At 41.1% G+C, this 23,336-nt stretch carries 16 protein-coding genes and 1 riboswitch; of the genes, 10 read left to right on the top strand and 6 right to left on the bottom strand.

Annotated elements, in window-relative coordinates:
* Positions 1–67 precede the first annotated feature (67 nt).
* Complete coding sequence (locus IE199_RS00575) at positions 68–2,977, top strand: M14 family zinc carboxypeptidase (RefSeq protein WP_189766776.1); 2,910 nt, start codon at positions 68–70, stop codon at positions 2,975–2,977.
* Between the two features lie 96 nt (positions 2,978–3,073).
* On the opposite strand, the gene IE199_RS00570 is transcribed toward IE199_RS00575, so the two are convergent.
* Entirely contained in the window at positions 3,074–4,117 is a 1,044-nt protein-coding gene (locus IE199_RS00570) for an alkene reductase (RefSeq protein ID WP_189766775.1), read from the bottom strand.
* Positions 4,118–4,266: 149 nt separating this feature from the next.
* Here IE199_RS00570 and IE199_RS00565 point away from each other — a divergent pair, with 149 nt between their 5' ends.
* The 4 genes from IE199_RS00565 to IE199_RS00550 all read left to right on the top strand — a co-directional run bounded on the left by IE199_RS00565 (position 4,267) and on the right by IE199_RS00550 (position 7,094).
* Positions 4,267–4,848, top strand: coding sequence for a TetR/AcrR family transcriptional regulator (locus IE199_RS00565; RefSeq protein WP_189767284.1), 582 nt, complete (start codon positions 4,267–4,269; stop codon positions 4,846–4,848).
* Positions 4,849–4,869: 21 nt separating this feature from the next.
* Positions 4,870–5,373: a GNAT family N-acetyltransferase gene (locus tag IE199_RS00560; RefSeq protein ID WP_189766774.1), complete on the top strand. Its 504-nt coding sequence runs from the start codon at positions 4,870–4,872 to the stop codon at positions 5,371–5,373.
* Between the two features lie 94 nt (positions 5,374–5,467).
* Positions 5,468–5,911: a GNAT family N-acetyltransferase gene (locus IE199_RS00555; protein ID WP_189766773.1), complete on the top strand. Its 444-nt coding sequence runs from the start codon at positions 5,468–5,470 to the stop codon at positions 5,909–5,911.
* Positions 5,912–5,984: 73 nt separating this feature from the next.
* Positions 5,985–7,094 carry an HD domain-containing phosphohydrolase gene (locus IE199_RS00550; RefSeq protein ID WP_189766772.1) on the top strand — a complete coding sequence of 370 codons (1,110 nt, stop codon included), beginning with the start codon at positions 5,985–5,987 and terminating at the stop codon, positions 7,092–7,094.
* Between the two features lie 75 nt (positions 7,095–7,169).
* Here the strand turns inward: IE199_RS00550 and IE199_RS00545 are convergent, their stop codons facing one another.
* Positions 7,170–9,176 (bottom strand): TonB-dependent receptor plug domain-containing protein, encoded by a 2,007-nt coding sequence (locus IE199_RS00545; protein WP_189766771.1) that lies wholly within the window; start codon positions 9,174–9,176, stop codon positions 7,170–7,172.
* A 574-nt stretch (positions 9,177–9,750) separates the two neighbouring features.
* Between IE199_RS00545 and IE199_RS00540 the strand changes: the two genes are divergently transcribed.
* From IE199_RS00540 to msbA, 4 genes are all read left to right on the top strand, one after another.
* Positions 9,751–11,802, top strand: a complete 2,052-nt coding sequence (locus IE199_RS00540; protein WP_189766770.1) for a TonB-dependent receptor — start codon at positions 9,751–9,753, stop codon at positions 11,800–11,802.
* A 192-nt stretch (positions 11,803–11,994) separates the two neighbouring features.
* On the top strand, positions 11,995–12,255 hold the full coding sequence (locus IE199_RS00535) for an acyl carrier protein (RefSeq protein ID WP_189766769.1): 261 nt from the start codon (positions 11,995–11,997) through the stop codon (positions 12,253–12,255).
* A 3-nt stretch (positions 12,256–12,258) separates the two neighbouring features.
* Entirely contained in the window at positions 12,259–13,098 is an 840-nt protein-coding gene (locus IE199_RS00530) for a lysophospholipid acyltransferase family protein (RefSeq protein ID WP_189766768.1), read from the top strand.
* Between the two features lies 1 nt (position 13,099).
* A complete protein-coding gene (gene msbA / locus IE199_RS00525; protein WP_189766767.1) occupies positions 13,100–14,845 on the top strand; it encodes a lipid A export permease/ATP-binding protein MsbA in 1,746 nt (581 codons plus the stop codon).
* 30 nt (positions 14,846–14,875) lie between these two features.
* On the opposite strand, the gene cobD is transcribed toward msbA, so the two are convergent.
* From cobD to IE199_RS00505, 4 genes are read right to left on the bottom strand one after another with little or no spacing between them, the layout of a single operon-like run.
* Positions 14,876–15,901 (bottom strand): threonine-phosphate decarboxylase CobD, encoded by a 1,026-nt coding sequence (gene cobD / locus IE199_RS00520; protein WP_189766766.1) that lies wholly within the window; start codon positions 15,899–15,901, stop codon positions 14,876–14,878.
* Positions 15,902–15,917: 16 nt separating this feature from the next.
* Complete coding sequence (gene cbiB, locus IE199_RS00515; RefSeq protein WP_189766765.1) at positions 15,918–16,868, bottom strand: adenosylcobinamide-phosphate synthase CbiB; 951 nt, start codon at positions 16,866–16,868, stop codon at positions 15,918–15,920.
* A complete protein-coding gene (locus IE199_RS00510) occupies positions 16,862–17,482 on the bottom strand; it encodes a histidine phosphatase family protein (protein ID WP_189766764.1) in 621 nt (206 codons plus the stop codon). The genes cbiB and IE199_RS00510 overlap by 7 nt, the downstream gene beginning before the upstream one ends.
* 59 nt (positions 17,483–17,541) lie before the next feature.
* Positions 17,542–18,147 (bottom strand): hypothetical protein, encoded by a 606-nt coding sequence (locus IE199_RS00505; protein ID WP_189766763.1) that lies wholly within the window; start codon positions 18,145–18,147, stop codon positions 17,542–17,544.
* Positions 18,148–18,251: 104 nt separating this feature from the next.
* Positions 18,252–18,453: riboswitch (cobalamin riboswitch) on the bottom strand.
* Positions 18,454–18,916: 463 nt separating this feature from the next.
* Between IE199_RS00505 and IE199_RS00500 the strand changes: the two genes are divergently transcribed.
* Positions 18,917–23,332 carry a cobaltochelatase subunit CobN gene (locus IE199_RS00500; RefSeq protein WP_189766762.1) on the top strand — a complete coding sequence of 1,472 codons (4,416 nt, stop codon included), beginning with the start codon at positions 18,917–18,919 and terminating at the stop codon, positions 23,330–23,332.
* Positions 23,333–23,336 lie beyond the last annotated feature (4 nt).

The following is a 23,336-nucleotide window of genomic DNA, read 5'->3' as shown; positions in this document are numbered from 1 at the left end:
CAAAAATTGCCCAATAAAAATTCACGTTATATTGTAACAATTAGATAAAAACAATAAGGAAATTTACATGCGTATTCGCTATCGAAACAAGTTACTCATCTTAGCCATAGCCAGCAGCTTAACCATAAGCACTCAAGTCTTCGCCAACAGCAAGCTTAGTCCTACCGAGCTCGAAGGGTTGCATTATCAAAAGGCACTAATCAGTGGCCAACTCAATTTAACTATTCCCTCTCCAGAAAGTATTTTAGGTTTTCCCGTTGGACAAAGAGCCGCGACGCCAGAGCAAATTACAGAGGCAGTTAAACAGTGGCAACAAGCTAGCGATCGAATGCAAATTGTCGAATATGCGCGCTCTCATGAAGGAAGACCGCTGCATTATGTCATCATTTCTTCACCGGAAAACTTAGCCAATGTTGAGCAAATAAAGTCAGACCTTAGCAAATTAGCTAATCCAAAAGATCTGAGTAAATCTCAAGAAAAGGCGATTATTGACCGTTTACCTGCTGTTGCTTGGATGGGTTATTCAATTCACGGTAATGAAGGTTCAGGCGCTGATGCTGCGCTTGCCGCGATTTATCAACTAATTGCGTCAGAAGAACAAGAGATTAAAACGCTGTTAAATAAAAGTGTGGTGATCATTGACCCACTAATGAACCCTGATGGCCGAGCACGTTTTACCAAACAGCTTCAACAAAGACGAGGGGTTGCACCTAACGTTGATAGTCAGTCAGCATTACACACTGACGCATGGGCAACTGGCAGAAGTAACCATTACTTTTTTGATTTAAATCGTGACTTTATCTTAGGCGTACAACCGGAAACACGCGGCATAGTAAAAGCCGTTAACGAATGGAACCCACAGTTGATGATTGACGCCCATGAGATGGGACCAACGGCCTCTTATCTATTTGGCTTAGCACGCGACCCCATCAACAGTAACTGGTCGGAAAAGTCTAGGCAATGGGCTGAAGAATTTGAAACCGATCAAGCTAATGCCTTTGATCAACAAAATTGGCCTTATTTTACCGGAGAATGGTTAGAAAACCTCTACCCAGGTTATTCAAGTTACACGGCATTTAGAGGTTCGATTCACATTATTTATGAGCAAGCACGGATCAAAGAAGACGGTATCATGCAGCCCAATGGCAGAATAAAAAGTTATGCCGAATCGGTAGATCAGCAACTGGTCAGTAGCATTGCCAATTTAAAAACCTTAGCTAAACACTCTAAAGCAATTTATCGAGATTTTGTTAAAGACAAACGTCTGTTAATTTCAAAAGACAGCCCTTATGCCAATCGCACTTTTGCTGTATTACCATCAAAAAACCATCAACGCATGGCAAAGTTTGTTGATCTGATGCAACTGCAAGGCTTTGAAATGTATCAAACAACAAAGCCAACCAAAGTAAAAAATGCAAAAAATCAATTAGGAGAAACGGTAGAACAAGAATTACCAGTTGGCACCTTAATTCTTCGTAATCGCCAGTCTCAAGGTCGTTTACTCGCTACCATGTTGGAGTTTGATACTAAAATTTCCAACGACGTTTTAGTGAAGGAGCGTCAACGTGTATTGCGTGACGGTTCAAGCATGATGTATGACGCCACAGCATGGAATATTACTATGCTTCACGGCTTAGAAACACTGACCATTGCCAGCGACATTGACACAAATATTCGCCCTTATCAAACACCAGCACAACGCCCCGCCATCATTAAAAAGGCTAACTCTATAGCGTATGTGATTGACGGCGAAGATGATGCTTCCGTCGGATTTGCCGCACGTTTGATGGAACGTGGTGTGATGACACGCATTATTGATAAAGACACTGTATTAGATGGGGTAAATATTAGCCGTGGCTCTGTTATCGTTTCGCGCTATGACAATGAATACCTAAAAGCCGATCTTGATGCTGTAATAGAGAAAACAGCAAAAGAAATGCAAGTCAGCGCGCAAGCGATAAGTGCTGGTTTAGGTAACCGAGATCTACCAGACATTGGTGGTGCTCACTTTAAAATGTTGCAACAACCCAAAATAGCAATATTAACCGGCGCTGGCGTTAATTCACTAGACTATGGTTCAATTTGGCACAGCATTGATACACACCTTGGAATTCGTCATTCTCATATCGACAGCAACCAATTAAATTATGCAGACCTTAGACGTTATAACACACTGGTATTGCCATCATCTTGGGGAAGTACCTTAGGTAAAAGCCAAATTTCAGCGATAGAAACTTGGACAGAAGCAGGTGGAACAATAATCGCCGTTGAAGGTTCAGCAGCAAGCTTAACAAATAAAGATGCTAAATTTAGCCGAGTGAGACAGCTACAAGACACCTTTGACAATATCGAACAATATGACATTTCGCTGCAACGGGAATGGCTTGCGCAACAGGAAAGTTACCCTGAAATCGCTAATGTTTGGCAACATCACGCCTCAGACGACATTAACTATCCATGGGATGAGAAGGCAAAAAACCCCAGTGTTAAGCAGCTTAAAAAGCAAGATCAATGGTTAGCTAAGTTTAGACCTGCTGGGTCGATTGTTGCGGCAAGAACAGATCAAAAACATTGGCTTACTTTTGGCGCTCCCAAAGTTATCCCTGTGATGACAGCTCGTGGTCCAGTATTAATGGCTAAAGATGGGGTAGATTCACCAGTTAGGCATGGTGTTTATCAACCAGCTAAAACCACTAATGAAAAAGATAAATCAAATAGCCATAAAATTGGTTGGGCTAGCATGCCAGAAAATCACGCATTAACCTTGCGTATGAGTGGTTTATTATGGCCAGAAGCAAGCCAACGTATCGCCAATTCTGCTTATTTAACCAGAGAACGTAAAGGCCGAGGTCAAATTATCTTATTTTCTGGCCAGCCAGTGTTTAGAGGATCAACTTTAGCCACCAATCGACTGCTATTAAATGCCATTGTATATGGTGCAGGTTTAGGTGCCAGCCAAGCGATACCTAAGCTATAACCTGAAAACATTTAAAACATTTAAAACATTTAAAGCCTTAAAAGCCAGCAAACTTTATATATGCGTTTGTTGGCTTTTTTTGGTCTTTCGCTAACTTTATACTAACTCTGCTAACATTTCTTCGCTGTAGTCGGTAAGTGCCTCACCTGATTTGACTTTGCTGATATAGTCAGGGTTGGCGATAAATGGGCGTCCAATGGCCAATAAGTCAAATTTATTGTTTTTAATCGCTTCATTACCCGACTCTGCAGTATAACCGCCGTTGCCGATAAAAGTTTTACCATAATTGGCTCGAATAAATTCACTTGCCGTGCCACCTAGATAATCGAACGTCATTGAATCTTCAAAAATACCAACGTGTAAATAAGCTAAGTCGCGCTTTTCCAGCTCTGGTAATAAGTATTCAAATACCGCTTTATCACGAGCGTCACCTTCCATATTAAAATATGCACCAGGCGATACGCGCAGCGCGGTTTTTTCTTTACCGATGCGATCAATAATGGCGTCAACCACTGCTAAGGCAAAACGCGACATGTTTTCAGGCGTTTCGCCAAATTCATCATTACGTTTATTTGATGAGTGATGTAAAAATTGGTCAATTAAATAGCCGTTTGCGCCGTGTATTTCCACACCATCAAAACCCGCATCAATAGCATTTTTGGCAGCGATAGCATAGTCTTCAACCAATTGAGCAATTTCTTCTTTAGTTGCTGCTTTGGGTGTTGTGTAGATTAAATCACGCATTCTCGGCACAGTGCCATCAACGCGTTGTGCTGAAGGGGCAAGCACATAGTCGCCATCAAAGAAATACGGATGTGCAACACGCCCGGTATGCCAAAGCTGGGCAAATATTTTGCCGCCTTTATCATGAACCGCCGCCGTGACTTTTCGCCAGCCGCCTATTTGCGCCTGTGAAAACAAGCCAGGCGTATTTGGATAACCTTGTCCATCAGGGCGAATTATGGTTGCTTCTGAAATAATTAAACCACTGTCTGCGCGTTTAGCATAATAATCAACCATTTGTTGGGTTGGCACTAAATCGTCGTCTGCCATACAACGGGTTAGTGGCGCCATCACAATTCGGTTTTGTAATTCAATTTCACTGTTTAGGGCAAAAGGTTGGAATAAGTTGTCTGTCATTATCTGATCCTAATCTATCTCTTTTCTTGAATGCTCATTCAAATTAATTTTTTTTACCTTAACTATTTTTGAATGATCATTCAAGAACTATTTTGAACACGTATTCAAATTAGGCTACAATGCGGCAATTATTCATTTTGAGAATCATGATGCGCAGTGCAGAGTTCAACCGTGAACAAGTGTTAAGGGCAGCTATCAAAGCTTTTATGGTGAAGGGCTACACCAAAACAAGTATGCAAGACTTAAAACAAGCGACAGGCTTACACCCTGGCTCTATTTACTGTGCATTTGAAAATAAGCAAGGCTTGTTGCTTGCAGCGATTGAGCAATACAACAAAGATAAAGCCGATGAATTTAAGCAATATTTTGATAACCAAAGTAGTGTATTAACCGGGTTAAAACATTATCTTGAAGATACGGTAACTGCTTGCACGCAAGGTGGTACAGAGAAAGTCTGTTTATCACAAAAGGCACTGAATGAATTGGCACAGCAAGAACCTTTGGTTGAGCAGTATATTTCAAATAACATGCTAGATTGGCAGCAGGGTTTTGTTGATATGTTTGCAAAAGCACAACAATTAGGTGAGCTTAACAATGCGAGATCGCCGCTGCAAAGAGCACAAAGCTTAGTGATGGGGATTTATGGCTTAAGAAGCTATGCCCACACTCATCCAGAATCTGAGACCATGTGTTATCTAGCAAACCAGCTATTTGAAGATGTTTGTCGTTAATCGGTTAAATAAGCGTTATTTATGATTATATTTCGACCACTTGATTTAAACGACCAACAACATTTAGTCACGGCGTTAAATAATAACCTTGTCACACAATATCTTTCTAGCCAAATCCCACGCCCATATTCTAATGAAGATGCGAAATGGTTTATTGAGACAGGTAGTCAGGAAAATGCCATGGTACAAGCCATTACTTATCATGGCCATTTTTGTGGAGTCATTGGTATTTACCTTAAGCAAAATGAATATGCCCATGCAGCGGAACTGGGTTATTGGTTAGCCCCTGAATTTTGGCAAAAGGGCATTGCGACAAAGGCCGTAACTAAGTTTTGTGATTTAGTCTTTAGTGAAACCTCCGTATTCCGAATTTACAATCCAGTCTCTTCGCCCAATCACGCCTCGATAAGGGTAATGCAAAAGGCAGGATTTAACTTAGAAGGTATTCACAAAATGGCCGTTTACCAAAACGAGCAATATTGTGACGAACACGTTTACGCTCTAATAAAAAATAGCAAACGATAAGTTTACCAATTAAATAAGCATAACTTGATCTAGACGACTATCACACGCTATTTTTAAACGCTAGTATGGCAACGCGTTAACAGGATGTGTGCATATGGAATCAAAACTAGGACAATCTAGCGAGCTCATTAGCCAAGGGCAACAAATTCGTCATCAAGTATTTGTAGTAGAACAAGGCATTTCAGCTGAGGATGATCTCGATGGCTTAGATCAAACTTCAATCCACGTTGTACTTTATGATTGCGCAAAGCCTATTGCGACCGCACGCTTAACCCCTAAAACCGAAAATATAGCGGTCATATCGCGTATTGCTGTGTTACCAAGTTATCGAGGGTTAAAACTGGCAACTCCTCTTATCCAAATGTTAGTAGATTATGCTCAAACACATAATTTTCATGTCATTAAAATTAATGCGCATTATTACCTGCAGCCCTACTATGAAAAATTTGGTTTTGTTTATCATGGTGAGGCCGGCAAGGTTGCACAACATCGTTTGGTAGAGATGCATCTACACTGCCAAATTAAAGCAGGTATTTAATCCAGCAGTTACTTTACAAGGTAATCCTCACTAGCCTATATTTTTTTAACATAAGTCGTCAAAAAGGAATGATATGACTGTAGCAAACTCTTTAGCTTCTCTAGGTAACAACCTAACTCAGCGCTTGCACTCATTACATCAGCGTGCACTTTCAGTAGCGCCAGCATTATCAAGGGTTGCCTTTGCACTTTACGACAATAAAACTGACTTGTTAAAAACTTACATTCACAGCACGCATCAAGGCCATGCCTTAACGCATTATCAATTTAAATTAAGTGACAGCCCTTCGTTGAGCAAAATCGCAGAATCAGCAGAACCTAGGCTGATTGAAAATATTCAAGAAACGTTAAGCAACAAAGCAACCCATAGCCAATGGTTGTTGGAGCAAGGCTATAGATCGTCATATACGGTGCCACTATATAATCGTGGCGAATTTATTGGTGTACTGTTTTTTGATGCCGACCAATGTGATGTGTTTGATCTTCAACTACAAAAAGAGCTACTGCTGATCAGCAATCTTATTGCGATGGCGTTAGCTTTAGAATTTGATGCGATTCGCTCAATTACCGCATCTACAGAAGTAGCTAACGAATTTATACATTTGCGCGATTTTGAAACGGGCGCACATTTAGAGCGAATGGCACTTTATACTCAACTCATTGCCAACCAGTTAGCTGAAAAATATCAATTAACCGATGAATACATTGAACGAGTATATCGCGCCGCACCATTGCACGATATTGGAAAAATAGGCATTCCAGACAGTATATTACTGAAGCCAGGTAAGCTTGATCAGCAAGAATGGCAAAATATGCAATCTCATGTGGAAAAAGGTGAACACATTGCAGAACGAATTTTACATAGCCTTTGCTTAAATGATTGTATCAACAGTAAATTAATCATTAATGTTATTGGCCAACACCACGAATTTTTAGACGGCTCTGGTTACCCGAGACAGCTTTCAGGTGATGAAATAAGTTTGGAAGCTCGCATGGTAACTGTCGCTGATATTTTTGATGCCTTAACTTCGTCCCGCCCATACAAACATGCTTGGTCGCTGCAAGATGCCTTTGACGAGTTATATCGCATGGTCGAGCTGGGTAAAATAGATATTAACTGTGTTGATGCACTTGCCGCGCAGCAGCAGCAAATACTGTCGATTATTAAACAGCATCAAGATTAATGGCCTAGCTGAATAATACCAACTCGATTAAATATGGAATCGAATTGGTATAAGCCATTATCTGTTTGTTATGAGTTAAAAGCTGGTATTAAATGTCAAACTGGCCAGCGTTTGTTCTACCTTTTTAATATGAGTATAAGCGTGTGCCTCACCTGTGCGATCAGGGAGATAAAACGCTCTATTTTCATCGCTATGATAATCACCCAAGCGCTCAAATGAGAGTTTCAAATTACCATAACGCCAACCACGATATTCAACGAACCCCAACCAATTGATATCTGTGTTTTGTGTGGACACTTCATCAACATAATAATACCGAGTTTTATCTTCTAACAACGCAGTAACGCCCCATGCGATGTTGTTAGATGCTAAATCTTGCCGAAAAGAAATCTCTGCTTCTGGGTAAGTTTCACCGGTTAAGCGTCGTGATTTTCCGGTTAACAAGTCATCATGGGAGGAGGTTTGTGTTTGCCAAGTAGCTGACAATAAACCACCGGGTAAATAAGCATCGGTAGAATAAGTTAGCACGATTTTACCGCCTATTGCACTTGCATCACCACTGTTAACTAACGAAGAGGCGCCACTAGCGCTTAGTTGATGCTCTAACACATCTTGGTACCAACGATAATAAGCGGTTAATCTAAGGGCACTTTGTTCCGTAAACTGATAGTCGTTAGCTATTGCCAGTTGATAAAAACTGTCCGGATTTAGTTGGGTATTGCCTCCATGATCTCTATTAGTATCAGCGTTTGACTGGGCCGCATACAATTTAAAATCCAACTGATTAACGGTGCGATCTATGGTCAGTTGTGATTGCCAATGTTTATGCCACTGTTTACTCAAGTTAAATGAAGGTTTTATAAATTGATAGTCTTCGTCACTTTCGCTATCACCTTCTGCGGTAATTTTTGAATATTCAGCCGCTAAGCCCAAAGACATGGATAAACCACCTTGCCACTGCCACTGCGTGCTATAAAAAGCATCTCCTCTTAATTCACTAACTTCAACATTAGCTGCCGGTAATATCACACGAGAGGTTTGACCTTGAGCGTCAGTTTTCACGTAGTTAGTATTAACATTGATATGGTTGTAAGCAACTTCAAAACCAAACTCTATTGCTCGCTCTTTTTCTGTTTTTAACCAGCTATTACGAATAATAGATTCCCATTTATTGCGCTGAAAATCATATTGCTCACTGCTTTTTGCAATACCATTAAACTCACTAGATGATCTATCAATAGTCCAATGAGTAAAGGCGGCAAGACCAATAGTGCGCCACTGCCAATTAGTAAAAGGTCGACGCCAATCTGCGCCAACTTCTGCGGTATGATAAATACTATTTCTATCGTTCTTAAATTGGCTGTCTTCGCCAACATGTTGTCGCGTTAATGCTGGGCGATATTGGCTTTTACCTGCACGCATGGTCAGCTGAAGACTCTCATCACCTTGTTGTTTCGATAAATCAGCAGAGGCAAATATTTCGTTAAGTGCTGTGCTTTTATCTTCTTTTTCAGAGGATGTTTCATCAAAGTTCATATCAAGCTGCGTATAACGACTTTTTTGCACATTATCTTGCAATAACACATCAAACTTAGCGTTGCTTTGCCAATCGCCAATTTGGCTTGCATATGAAACCTCAGCTTGAGGGTAGGTTTTACCACCAGCATCATGATGAACACTTAAAGAAAGTTGCCCTGTGGTTTCAACTTTTTTACGAATGATATTAGCAATAATACTTTGACTACTGGCATCCCCAACCCCTTGGTTACCTCGCACTACAACTACTTTTTCAATTTGTGCAAAGGGAATTCTTTTTAGTACTTCTTCTAAACCGCCAGATTTGGCTGAAACTCGTATACCATCAACCAACACATTCCCAGCACCACCAGCTAAACCTCGCACATCTTTGCCAAGATCAACACGAAACCCTGGGATGTTTTGCACTACATCCAATGCATGTTGAGGCGCAAAATCAACAAAAAAAACGGCTGGAAAATCTTGCTCTTGCGCTGCGACAGAAAAGCTAGGCACCAATAATGAACTTAATAAAAGATAACTGACAACATTTAACTTTCGAGACATGAAATAACTCACCACCGAAAAAATCAAAATGTTATAACATAACACTAGCTATAGGTAAAACGGATTGAGATAAGTCAGCTGAATTTTATGTGTTTTTCCGTAAATTGAAGATAAATATCAATATCAACTGATGACAAAGGAAGGCATGACGCTTGGTTGGAAAAATTAGATTGTGCGATCAAAATTTGGTGTTGAACATGCTCAAGACAGTGAGTATTGCGCTAGCAGCGCGCAATGTTATGGCTTAAGAGCTGCTTATCAACCGATAAAGCAATGAAGTGAAATATCAAAAACCTAAGGGTTCACTTATGCAAAGGAATAATTAAGTATAATACCGCTGAACTTTTGAAGGCAGCATAAGTACAGCTTTAGCCTCTATTAACAAAGCATTGTAAATCTCAGTACTGAACTTCTAGTCAAATAAACCCTAATTACCACCATATTCACAAAAACCTTACAATATAGTTACATTTTGTTACACCTAAATAAGAATGATTCTTTATTGCATTTTTATCTTTATGTATGATCGCGGAAAATTTTATCTAACCTCTCGTTTTTACTAATAAATAAGCATATGAAACACTCTCTATTTAAAATTAAACCTGTATTCACAGCAGTAGTTGGTGCATTGATCACCGCTACAACTCAAGCTAATGTCGTCACTCCAGACGCAGAACGCCAGTCTATGGAAACCATTACAGTGTTAGGTGAAAAAGCCAATCGCTCGTTAAAAGACACCACTTCCTCTGTTGCTGTGATCACAGAAGAAGAGCTTAACGGTGGACAATTTTTAACCTTTACTGATGCAATTGCCGACATTCCTAATTTAGTTTCTGTGCAAGGTGATGCACCAAATATTCGTGGTGTTGTTGGTAACGGTTCAGCCTCTGGCTTTGATACGTTTGGTAGCGGTGCTAAACCACGTGTTTCGACAATTATTGACGGTGTGGTTGAACCCTTTGTTGCCGAGCTAAGTGGTGATAGTGCTATTTGGGATATCGAACAAATTGAAGTATTTAGAGGTCCACAATCGACAACTAATGGTCGTAATAGTATTGGCGGCCTGATCTTTGTTAAAACTAAAGATCCAAGCTTTGACTGGGAAGGCGCAGCTCGTTTAGGTTATAGAAACCAAGACAGTTTAATTGAAACTTCAGGGGTTATTTCTGGCCCTATCGTAGAGGAAGAATTGGCGTTTCGATTAACCGCACAGCAGGTAAAAGGTGATGTTTTTGGTGACTATATAGAAAAAGAGTATCCGTTTGATCCTAATGAATTAGAATCTCGCCGTATTCGCGCCAAGTTGCTTTGGGAGCCTAAAAACCTAGACGGCTTTTCTGCACTACTTAGCTATAGTCACAACAGGGAACAAGGAAACAATGGTAGAGCCACATTTGATGGTCCAGACCCATTCAAGCTAGAGCGTTCACTTACTCGCCATGTTGATACCGAGTCTGACGTGCTCAGCTTAACATTGAACTATGATATTAGTGACACTTTATCACTTAGCTCGACGGTAGCTGACATGAGTTTTTCGTGGAATATGCTTCAATATCCAATGAGTTGGCATGTCGTGATGGACGAAGATAGCCTGACCACCGACACTAAGCTGAACTATACCCCAAAAGACAGCAATTTCTCAGGTTTTATTGGTGTATATTACTTTGAACGTGAACAAGAGTTTTCTAACAAACCAATATACTCAGGTACTGAAGATAGTAGCTCAAGAGCTATTTATGGTGAAGCAAGTTTTGATGTTAACGACAAGCTGAACATCGTTGTTGGCGGTCGTTATGAAAACGAGCGTCAAGACCGTCCATTTTCTATGCCAGCTTACAACATTGAGTATGAATTAAATACCGATAAAAATATATTTTTACCAAAGATAGCAGTAACTTACGACATTACTAAACATACAACCTTAGGTTTAAGTGCTCGAAAGGGTTATAACGCTGGTGGTGGCTCATTTAATTTTGGTTTAGGCGAACACTACTATTTTGATCAGGAAAAAGTAACGACCTATGAGCTAAGCAGCCGCAGTGAGTTTTTTGGTGGTGACACTCAATTTAGTGCCAACATCTTTTTTAATGATTACGATGGTTATCAAGATGGTGGCTTTGGTGACTCAGGCAAAATAGACGACTACCGTATAATCAACGTAAAACAAGCACAAACTTACGGTGCTGAAATGTCTATTTCAACCATGTTAACAGAAGATTTTGAGCTTAACTGGGGTCTCGGTTTACTCAAAACTGAAATTACTGACACTGACAAGTTCAACCCAGGATTCTTAGACAAAGAATTATCAAATGCTCCATCGGTTACATCAAGTATCAGTGCTAAATACTGGTTACTTGAACAAGCTTATGTCAACATTTCAGCATCTTATGTTGGTGAATATTTCACTGACGTTAAAAACACGACTAAATCAGGCGACTATGTATTAACACGCTTAGCGTTTGGTTATGAAGCCGATACTTGGCAGATCAATGCCTTTGTTAATAACCTGTTTGATACCGAAGAATACACACGTTTATTTATGGATAGAACAGACCCAACGGTTATTAGAAATGCAACCATATTACAACCACAAACTATAGGTGCATCAATTACCTATCACTTCTAATTGTGTACTAGCGCCAAGTAAAACTACTTTATTTGGCGCTTTAAAAGCCGAGAATATCCCGTTCAATTCTCTGTTTGTAAAGGAATGTAAAACGCTTCTATCACTATCTTACACTCGTTAACTTTTTTGCCACTGAATCCTTTTCAATCTCTCTTTACACTGCTCTACATCAACCACCAGTGGGACATAGCAATGAATTTAGAGACCCAAGTTAAATCCTGTATCCATAACGCATTAAATATCGATAGTAGTCACTTAACCTTAGAGAGCCCACTACTTGGCAATTACCCAGAATTTGATTCAATGGGCATTATGATGTTGCTTATGGAGTTTGAGCAAACGTTTGCCATCGACAGTAACTTGTTGGAATTATCTGCTGAGACTTTTGCCACTTTAGGGGCTTTGGTATTGGCACTACAAGATGTATGTATCCCAGTAAAACAAAGTGCCTAATGAATGAAAAACTACCTACTCGATAAAATCATCCGTCTTTTTGTTTGGTGCTTGCTGCGTTTTTCCCGCCAAACACGCAGAGCATTTGCCCATTGGCTAGCAACACAAATATTTAATCGTTCTAACAAAACGCGGCTGCGCGCCTGCGACAATATTGCTAAAGCGTTACCTGAGATGGATGAAGAACAGATTAAAGAGTTAGCACTTACTTCATACAAAAACATTGTTTTTGGATTGTTTGAATGCTTCTGGTTACCCGAGTTAGATAAAAAAACAAAAATTGTATGTGATGAACAAACACTTGAGTTATTACATCATAACAACGGTGTCAGCATTGCTACCATGCACATGAGTTGTTATGAACTCGCTCCTTTTGCCGTGCAAAAGTTACTGGGTGCCGTCACCACCTTATCTAAAATTCCACCTTTTGTGCGTTCAGCTAAACATTGTTATCAACAGGCTAATATTACCGTTATCGATAAAAATCAGCCTCACGCCTTATTATCTTTAATGACGGCGGCACGAAAAAAACAAGCTATTTGTTTACATGCCGACCATTACGCTAATGAGCTGCCAATTAGCTTTTTCTCCAGAAAAACTTCTGCGCCTTCTGGTGCCGCTATGCTCTCTGCCTACGCAAAAACACCTTTGTTGATCTGTTATTGTACTTTAAAGGAAAACGGTCACTACCAAGTAGTGATAGAAACACTTCGAAGTACACCTGTTGATTACAATAAAGCAGCGATAGCACAGGCAACTCAAGCCTTGTACAGCCGTTTTGAGCAAATCATTCGTCAACACCCAGAACAGTGGTATTGGTCATACAACAGGTGGCGAAAATAACATGAGCAGTGAAAATCAAACAGCCACCTTAGATGGTGTTAAGCGACTACTTCCTTATTTCAAACCGCAAAAGTTATTCATTGCCGTGGGTATTGTCAGCCTATGCATATTTAGTTTGGTTGACGCTGGTATGATTTATTTCATTAAGCCACTTATCGACGACGGTTTAAATCAAGCCAACAGTGATGTGCTGCGCTGGGCAGCACTGTTTATTATTTTGGTGTTTTTAATTCGGGGGATTGCGAGCTTTTGTGCCAGTTATTGCATGGCTTACGCAGGAACACGCATCACTTATGAGTTGAGACAACAGCTATTTGTTAAATACCAATATTTACCCCAACACTTTTTTGACCAACAACAATCAGGGCATTTAATTGCCAAGGTGACTTATGATACCGAGCAAGTTAGCCAAGCCTTGCTCGACGCGTTTGTTGTTTTGATCAGAGAATCCGTCATCGTTTGTGTATTACTTGCTATGATGTTTTATGCCAGTTGGCAACTTAGCTTGATTTTTTTGATTATCGGCCCAGCTATCGCAATGTTGATCAAATATGTTAGCAAACGATTTAGGAAGATAAGTAAAGCCCTGCAAAACGCGATGGGCGATATCACCAAGGCAACAGAACAAGCTATTTCGGGTCATCAAGAAATTGTCCTTAATCAAAGTGAACAACGATTAATTGAGCAATTTGCGCACACTAATAACAAAAACAGACACCAAGCGATGAAGCTAGCCGCAACCTCAGCGCAAAGTAACCCTGTTGTGCAATGGTTGGCATCACTCGCTATTGCGGCTGTGTTGCTATTAGCCAGTGTTGACTCTATTTTATCAACGTTAACAACCGGCACATTTACTTTAGTGCTAATAGCTATTGGCTCTTTACTAAAACCATTAAAAAAACTCACCACCATTAACCCAAAAATTCAGCGCGGTTTAGTAGCGGCCAATAGTATTTTTGAATTGCTTGACCACCCTATTCAAGCCAATACCGGCAAACTGCCATTTCCAGCGCAATTTGAAAGTCTTAATATCCAAAATCTCAATTTTAGCTATGGTATAAATAGCTCGACTGTACTTCATCAGCTAAATGTTCGCTTTGAAGCTGGTAAAACTTACGCTTTGGTTGGTGCATCAGGTAGTGGAAAATCCACCTTAGCGAAATTATTAACAAGGCTTTACGATGCACCAGATCAGCAAATGTATATCAACAATCAGGCAATCGCTGAGTATCAATTGTATAGTTTACGACAGGCCTTTAGCTACGTGTCACAAAACATTGTTTTAATAGACGATACCATCGCCAATAACATCACCTTTGGTTGTCATCAGCCCATCAGTGAGCAAATGTTAAAACAAGTGATTGATGACGCTAACTTAACGTCACTGATAGCGCAACTGCCACAGGGTTTAAACAGCCAAATTGGTGAAAATGGTAAGCAGCTCTCGGGCGGGCAACGCCAACGCATTGCGATTGCACGTGCTATGTTGCGTAATACCCCCATCATTATTTTTGATGAAGCCACCTCCGCGCTCGACAATCACAGTGAAGCGCAAATTCAGCAGGCAATAAAACGTTTGGCCAAAGATAAAACGGTGATCATTATCGCTCATCGACTGAGCACCATTGTTGATGCAGATGAAATTTTAGTGATGGAACAAGGACAAGTTGTTGAACAAGGTGATCATCAAACACTGTTAAAAAATCAAGGCAGTTATCATCAGTTGTTTTATCAGCAGGCAAGTTAGCTCATTGAACTAAAATCACCTGAAGTTAAATTAAGAGAATATCTTTGTTAAACGTTCTTTCAATATTTTAATTTGCTCAGTGTTTGGAATACCAAATCGCAAGGCATCTTGCTCATCAGTTAAGCGCACATAGATACCGTGCTGACAAAGCGTTTGATAGCGTTCTGCAGCATGGTCGCAATAACAGGTAATAAACAAACTGCAGCCTACCTGCTGCTCAAAACCACATGAGGATAACAGCTCACTTAATTGTTGTTGCTGTTGCACAAGTTTGGCTCTTTGCTGTTGTTGCCATTGAGTATCTAATAATGCTTTTTCGGCGATAAAAAGTGCCGGCCCATTCACTTGCCACGGGCCACATTGGGCTTTAATTTGCTGATACCAAGCTTGCTGACAACAAACAAAACCTATACGAATACCCGCTAAACCAAAAAACTTACCAAAAGACCGTAATACAAGCGTGTTCTCAGCTAGGTTGGCAATGATAGACTGGCTAGGTGCAATAACATCAATAAAAGCTTCATCAACAACCAACAAGGCTCCTTGTAACTGACAACGCTGTTGTAGTTCAATTAAAGCGTTTAACTCATATAGCTTGCCTGACGGGTTATTGGGATTAATCACCACAACAACTGAGTTGGCCTTAATGTGCTGCGGTAAGGCATCTTGATAAAAACTAAGCTCAAAGCCAGCTAGTTGCCACGCTTTTTGGTGCTCTTTGTAACCCACTTGCGGTAAATACACGGTTATTTGACTTGCGGGTAAGGTGTTTTTTTCTAACCAAAGTGCAGGTAACAATTCAATCACCGGTTGGCTGCCATTAGACACTAAACAATAATCGCTTTGATAATAGTGTTTTGCCGCGTTAATTAACGCTTGTTGATCGCTTGGTAAATTTTGCCAAATAGAGAGTGGGATCTCAGGAATAGGATAACTAAAGGGCGCAATGCCGGTTGATAAATCAAGCCATTCACTCAAAGGAAAGTCATATTGACTTGCCACCTTAGTTAGCTGACCACCGTGAACCAGAGGTTGGGCGTTTTTTGCTTTTAACATAACATTCTCAATAGTCTTAACTTACTTGAATCAACACCTCAGCGAATAACACTAAGATCAGTAGCAAGGAAACCATATAATTAACGTTACGCAGGCTAGTGGCAATATCTTGTGCATTGACCAACCGACCATCTCCTAAGGTTGGTGATGTGTAGGTTTTGTTACCATACATCGCTTGTCCACCACCGAGCGATATCTTCATCAGTGATGCCCCAGCAGACATCACCCAGCCACCATTGTGACTTTTATAGTGCTTTGCTTGTTGGTAGGCATTAACCAGTATGTTTTTAATCCGACCGCCAGACATTAATGCGTACAAGACCGCGGTCAGCTTTGCAGGGATAAAACCCAATACATCATCAGCACGCGCGGCAAATTTACCAAAATAGCAAAAACGCTGATTTTTATAGCCCCACATTGCATCCAGTGTATTAGCGAGTCGATGCAATACAACTAATGGTGCGCCACCAATCAAATAACATATTAAGGTTGCGGTCACCGCATCATGGCTGTTTTCTAACATCGATTCTACCGTCGCTCGACTGATATCTTGCTCTGATAAACTAGAAGTATCACGACTCACAATATAACCACAATATTGCCTCGCTAAAGGTAAATCATTTGCTTTAAGTGCATGATAAATTTGCATACCGTGTTGCGATAAACTGTTAAGACCAATAGCAAAATAAATGACAGCTACATCTAGAGCTAGCACTAGCCATATGGAATAATTTGCCAGTAGCTGACCCATAACATAAAGCGCTATTGGCACGGGCAACACTATTGCCAGCCAAGCGATGCTACCGAAGATAAATTGCTGCTTGTTACCGCCACAATTAAGCGTTCGCTCAAAGGCATTGGCGATATGGCCAAATCCCTCCAAGGGGTGAAAACGCTTTACTTCGCCTAACCACGCATCAATTAGCACCGCCAAAGTTAACGTAACAAACAACATAGGCATCAACATAAGGAAAATTCCTGTGTTTGCCGATTAAAGTTAAGCGCAGTAACACCGCCATTAACAAAAAGCTCGCTGGCATTTTTATTTGCTTGTTGCCAACGGCTGTCAATACTGGCTAAAAAACAGCGTAACACTTCTCCGTGACTGACCACACCTATAGGTGGCAACACGGCTTTTGATATATTTAAATCGCTACGTAAAGACATTATGTGCTGCGCTAGTGCTTGACGAAAGCGCCTTGCTGCTACCAGAGCACTCTCTCCCTCTGGCGGGGCTGTAGAGCTAAATTGATAAAACACTTCATGGTAACTTTTTTGCTGCTTTAAACTCGCCATCGTCTGCCCTTGCCACACGCCAAAATGACGCTCCATCAAACGAGGATCGGTAATTAAGGGAATAACACGGTTATTGGCATAGACCTTGGCTGTATTTAATGCTCGGGGTAGTGTTGAACTAAGTACGGTTTTAACACCATAGTTTGCAAAGGTTTGCGCTAATTTTTTTGCTTGATTTTGACCTTTGACGGTTAACTGGCTATCAAGATGTCCTTGTAAACGTTGGGTGGTATTCCAATAGGTTTCGCCATGTCTGGCAAGCAGGATAGAAATAGAATCTGACAAAATAGAGCCATTATTTAAGCGCTGGTTTAACTTAACCAGCGCTTGGGTTGCAGTAATTATTATTTGATTTTTATTGCATCAATTTGTTGTTTAATGCGAATGGTTGAAAACGTCCAATGAATCAGTAGTGCAGGTACAACGTAATACAACGGACGCAAGATATAGCTTGGATAATATTTGGCAAAACGTTCCGTGTATTCTTGCCAGTTTGGCTCAACATAATTACCTGAGAACCAGTAATAACTGCCGTTTGAAATAACAAAAGCCACTGAAGTACCGATAAATAAAACCAATAGGGTTTTTAACGCCAATGTTGTGCTCAGCCCAGTAGCAACGCTAACGCTTAATAATCGGCCCGCATAAAACACAGCGCCGTAGCTAAAGGCTAATAAAGGGTATGTATTGGTAATACAGCTACCAAAATCCCCTTTGCTGTAACTAACTGACAAATCAATAACAATACTGGTGATATAAAAGAACCAAAAAGCACTGATCCTAGATAAATAAAGACCAGCGAGGAAAAATACCGCAATGGATGCACTGGGTAAATTGACACTCGACATAAAGTGATTGCCGCGTGTCATTAACATCAACACCAGCAGCAAACTACCAATAGCTAACATAGCTATTTTATTAGAATTATTAGAAAAAATAGGTTTGGTCATAACTGTTCCGCTAATCAAGATTAACGGTAAACAAGCTACACAGTTAAGGCGAGGGTTTACCCAATTGTGATCTGTTGCCTTACTCTGAATAAGCCGCCCACCGCAGTTTAGAGTTCTCATAGGCCGGTCTCCGGGCTTCTGTTCATCGCATTACAACACCTTCCCATATGACAACATACAGTGGTTAATTTGTTGATGCTCGCAGTTACCGTTGCGGGGGCAGCACAGGTATTTCACCTGTTTCACGTTTCACCTCATTGGCTCTTTTTTTAAAGTCAATTAAGGCACCTATGTAGCTGGGCACTTTACCCGAGTATTTAGTATTTTTCAATAGATATGACAACGGCTTACCACCGGCTTGCTTGGTAGTTTAATCTGCGATTTTCTTGACATGAAACTGTTTTAGCGATTAAATCCGTGCCGATTTTGTGTGTTTTAAATAACCACATGGAATCCGGTCGTCGTTGAATAATACCAATTGAAATAAATATTTAATTCAATTGGTATAACGTTAATCCGGAGCTGTACTCGCAACTGTAGCTATTGTTTTATTGCAAACAATAGAAGCCAGATACATGTCACAAAGTCTTATACCAATTCAATTAAATATTTGACCAAATATTTAGTCGAGTCGGTATTACTCATCGAGCGAGAATACTCGACAAGTCAAATAAGCACCACCACTCTTGTGGGGGTGTGCTTCGCCTATTTGTCATAAATTCTCGTCACATTTTAATAATAAAATCGGTTATACCGAATAAGAGATTTTATGCGCATTTTGATTTTATTGGCCATGTTGTTTTGCCAACATGTTATGGCCAATGTAAACGAAAATTACTTATTAGTGCTTAGCTCGCAGCGCAATGCAGAAACTATTGCAGAGGCGGCGCGTTTATTTCAATTAGCACACCCAAGCCAGCAACATTTTACTATTAAAGCAAGAACAGACAGCCAAATTAGTGCCATGTCTGATCAAGCGTTAGCGCAATTGGTTAATAACAGCCAAGGCATTATTGGAATTGGCTTATTTGGTGGTACAGTTGCTCACCTCACGCCCCTATTTCAGCAAAGTAAACAAGATAAAATTATCTTAAACAGTGATCATCGTCTGGTTGCATTAAGCCAAATTAATGGCGTTAAAGTTTTTCGCGATCAACAACATGCTCGTGATATCTCCGCTAATCGCCTAGGGGATAATTTTTTGCAAGCGTTAAGCCGTCTGCAAGAAATTCATCCGCAACAAAGTAAATGGCTAGAAGCAAGATCTTATTGGCAGGCTAAAGGCGCTGAAAATACCGCGCAACTTTTTGCTTGGTCTTTTCACCAACTGAATGAAAACATCAGCTACGACAAAGCTCAACCTACACCGCAGCTTCGCTGGTACACAGCAGATCAACGTCAGCATCAAGTTAGCTTATCTAAGCTACCTGATTTGGATAAAAGCAAACCGATTGTCGCCATCCTTGATCATGCAGGTGGCGATCGCCCTGCCGATGCAAAACTTATCAGAGACATGTGTCAGCAAGTGCAAACATCACATGATATTCAATGTATTTCAGCGTTGGCATTTTGGGGAGAAGCTGGTGTTCTAGCAGCGCAAGAGTTAAAACAGATAAAGCAACAGTTAACGGCAATTGTCATGTTGCAAGACTTTGTTATTGGAGGTGGAGAGGGTCGAGAAAAAGTGACCGAAGCCTTAGACACCCTCAATGTCCCAGTGATTAAAGCGATAAAATTAAGAGACCGTTCAGCCATTGAACGCCAATTATCGTCTGACGGATTAGCACACGATAAAGTTTATTACCAAGTAGCCATGCCTGAACTACAAGGCGCCAGCCAGCCTTTAGTTATCGCCACCGCAGGAGATTCTCACCAAGATCCATTAACCGGTATACAAGTACAAGGCGTTGTTGCAGAGCCGAGCGGCATTACTTCCGTGTTAACCCGAGTTTCTCGCTGGCACAACTTACAACGTAAGGCCAATCGAGATAAAAAAATCGCCATTATTTATTACAATCATCCGCCGGGGCGACATAACATAGGTGCCGATAATTTAGACGTTCCTGCATCACTTTGGCAAATTCTCAATCAGCTACAAAAAGCGGGCTACCACACAGGTCAATTACCCGCCTCACAAGAAGCACTATTGGACTTAATGCAGCAGCAAGGCATTAATTTGCCCAGAGACTCAGCAGCACTCGCAAACATGAGCCAACATATTAAAACCATGACTGGCTCTGAATACCAAACTTGGTTTAACACCCTGCCAGAAACCATTAAACACGAAATGATACATGGCCCTTTTGGCTTATTGCATCAACAAATTATTCAAGCTAATCAAGCTGGTAAACCACATTTAGCAGAAGACGCCCTGCATCATACACTCGAGGAAATGCATCATTTATTAGAAGGCGTTGATCACAAAGGTCGTGCTCGTGCACTCGCACTTTTAGAACAATTAGAACATTGTTATCAGCAAGCGATTTCTGAAAAATCTAACCAAATCGCTTGTATGTCAGAAGCACCTAAAGTGATCACTGCGTTGCAACAAACTGGCATTGAAGGGTTAGGTGGCTGGGGCGAAGCACCAGGCAAAGTAATGACCTATCAAGGTAAGTTGTTATTCCCTGGCATTCAATTTGGCAATATTTATATTGGTCCTCAACCACCTCGTGGCTGGGAAATAAATGAAGAACTGCTACATGCCAATTTAGCGTTTCCACCGCCACATCAATACTTGGCGTTTTATCACTTTTTACAAAACCAATTTAAAGCAGATGCCATAGTACATTTAGGCCGCCACTCAACCTATGAGTTTTTACCTAAACGCTCTGTTGGCCTAGCCCAAGATGATTATTCACGCATTATTGGTGGCGATATTCCCGGCGTATATCCCTACATTGTTGATGGTGTCGGCGAAGGTATTCAAGCTAAGCGCCGTGGTTTAGCGGTGATGGTAGATCATTTAACACCACCACTTTCCAGCACACCACTTTATGACCAATTACTGCAACTTCGCCAGCTTATTGAAAGTTTTGAAGCCAGTCATGCCGCAGATAATGAAGTGGTTGAGCAACGATTAGTAAAACAAATTCGTGACAAGGTTGATCAGCTTGAGCTTAAAGATGAAATCGCCGAGGCCATTTCAGCTGAACTTGCCATCATGGGCATCAGTTTTGAAGAAGTTGACGATGACATGTTGGTACATGAAGTTGGCCATTACCTAACGGACTTACAAGAGCGTTTTATGCCTTTGGGTTTGCATATTTTTGGCAAAGATTGGCAAGATAACGCAATAGAGATGATGCTAAGCTCTATGATGTCGAAAAATCCACAAACAGCGGATCTGACATTAAACAGCGACAATGCCTTAAGTGAAGCATCATTAAAGGCGAGACTGATCGCCTCGCCGCAATCCGAAATGCAAAGTTTGTTAAATGGATTAAGCGGCGGCTACATTTCACCAGGCCCAGGCAATGATCCTATTCGCAGCCCTGCCAGCTTACCCACAGGCCGTAATTTTTATGCCCTAGATAGCTCACTTATCCCTAGCCGCTTAGCCTGGCAACTCGGTCAAGAAATGGCACAGGCTGCTAGGAAAAATAACCAGCAATCAGCGGATAAACGTGAAGCCGTTATTTTATGGGCCTCTGATGTAGTGCGTGATGAAGGGGTGATGATCGCCTTTGGTTTGGACATGTTAGGTCTTGAGCCAGTGTGGAATAGCCGAGGGCTAGTAAAAGGTCTAAAGCATCAATCACTGGATAATCGTGTCCGTCGTGATGTGGTGTTTACCACGTCGGGTTTATTTAGAGATCTATACAGTCAACAAATGGTGTTGGTGGATAAAGCCGTGTTGATGGCACTAGACGCCAGTGCCGATACTATTAAAAAAGAGCACCCTGCTCTTAGCCTAGCATTAACAGAAACCTTAGCACAACTGGGCAAGTATGCTAAAGGTGGCAATGAACCGCTTAGCCAAAACCAAGTGGCAGCTCATTGGGTTAAACAAACGCGCGCTTCAATGCAGGCGGGTTTAAGCGCTAAAGACGCCGGCACAAGCGCTGCTTATCGAGTATTTGGTGATGCACCTGGCAGTTACGGTGCGGGCATTAACCGTTTGGTTGAGCGTTCGGGCGCATGGGAAAAGCGTGAAGAACTTGCCAAGGTCTACATGCGACGTTTAGGTCACAGCTACGGTTTGTCAGGTTATGGTGCGCCAGCTCAAACGGCCTTTAAACAAGCGCTGGCCAATGTAGAAAATACGTATTTTGGCCGCTCAAGTAATTTATATGGCTTAATTGATAACAACGATGCTTTTGATTATTTGGGCGGATTAAGTTTAGCCATTGAATCCATTACAGGCCAAGCACCTAATAACTTTGTTATCGACCATGCTGATCCTAACCAAGTGAAAACTAGACCTCTAGGCTTAGCACTTAGACAAGAATTAAGAGGACGCTTTCTTAACCCTGAATGGCTAAAAGGTCAAATGGCACATGGTTATGCTGGTGCCCGTACCATGGGTAATGAGTTTTTAGAATACCTGTGGGGCTGGCAAGTCACTAACCCAACACTGGTTGGCGACTGGGCATGGGAAGAGGTTAAAGCTATTTACATTGATGATAGATATCAACTCGATTTAGATAGCTTTTTAGCCGAAGGCCATAACGCTCATGTTAAAAGCAATATGTTGGCTTTAATGTTAGTCGCTATACAAAAAGAATTTTGGCAAGCATCAGAGCAAACTATCCAAGATTTGGCACAACAGTTCTCGGCTTTAGTGGCACAACATGGATTACCAGGCAGTGGTCACACCGATCCTGACAATCCGATGCTGCCTTGGCTAGAGCAACATCTTAGTGCACAAGAGTTTCAAGCGATAGCCTCAGCCATCAAGTCGGCTAAAGGTGACATAGAGCAAAGCGAAACTGAAGTACATCGCATTAGCGAGTTAACGGTTGAACAAGACAGCAATTCACTAACTAAAAAGTCAGACACCTCTCAGCCAAATGCAGCTAGTGAGCAAAAATCGCCAAAATCACAAGAGCAACAAGCGGGAGGTGAGCAAACTAGTCAATGGCTTTGGTGGCTTACACTTGGAGTTTTATTGGTGATTGTTGCAGGTTTTTATCGCAGTAAACGTCAATCAGAACAATTAGCTAAGCAGCTCGCAAACAACTAGCCTA

The sequence above is a fragment of the Thalassotalea marina genome (assembly GCF_014656435.1).
In the GTDB taxonomy this organism is placed as follows: domain Bacteria; phylum Pseudomonadota; class Gammaproteobacteria; order Enterobacterales; family Alteromonadaceae; genus Thalassotalea_C; species Thalassotalea_C marina.
This window is presented reverse-complemented; position numbering and strand designations above follow the sequence as displayed.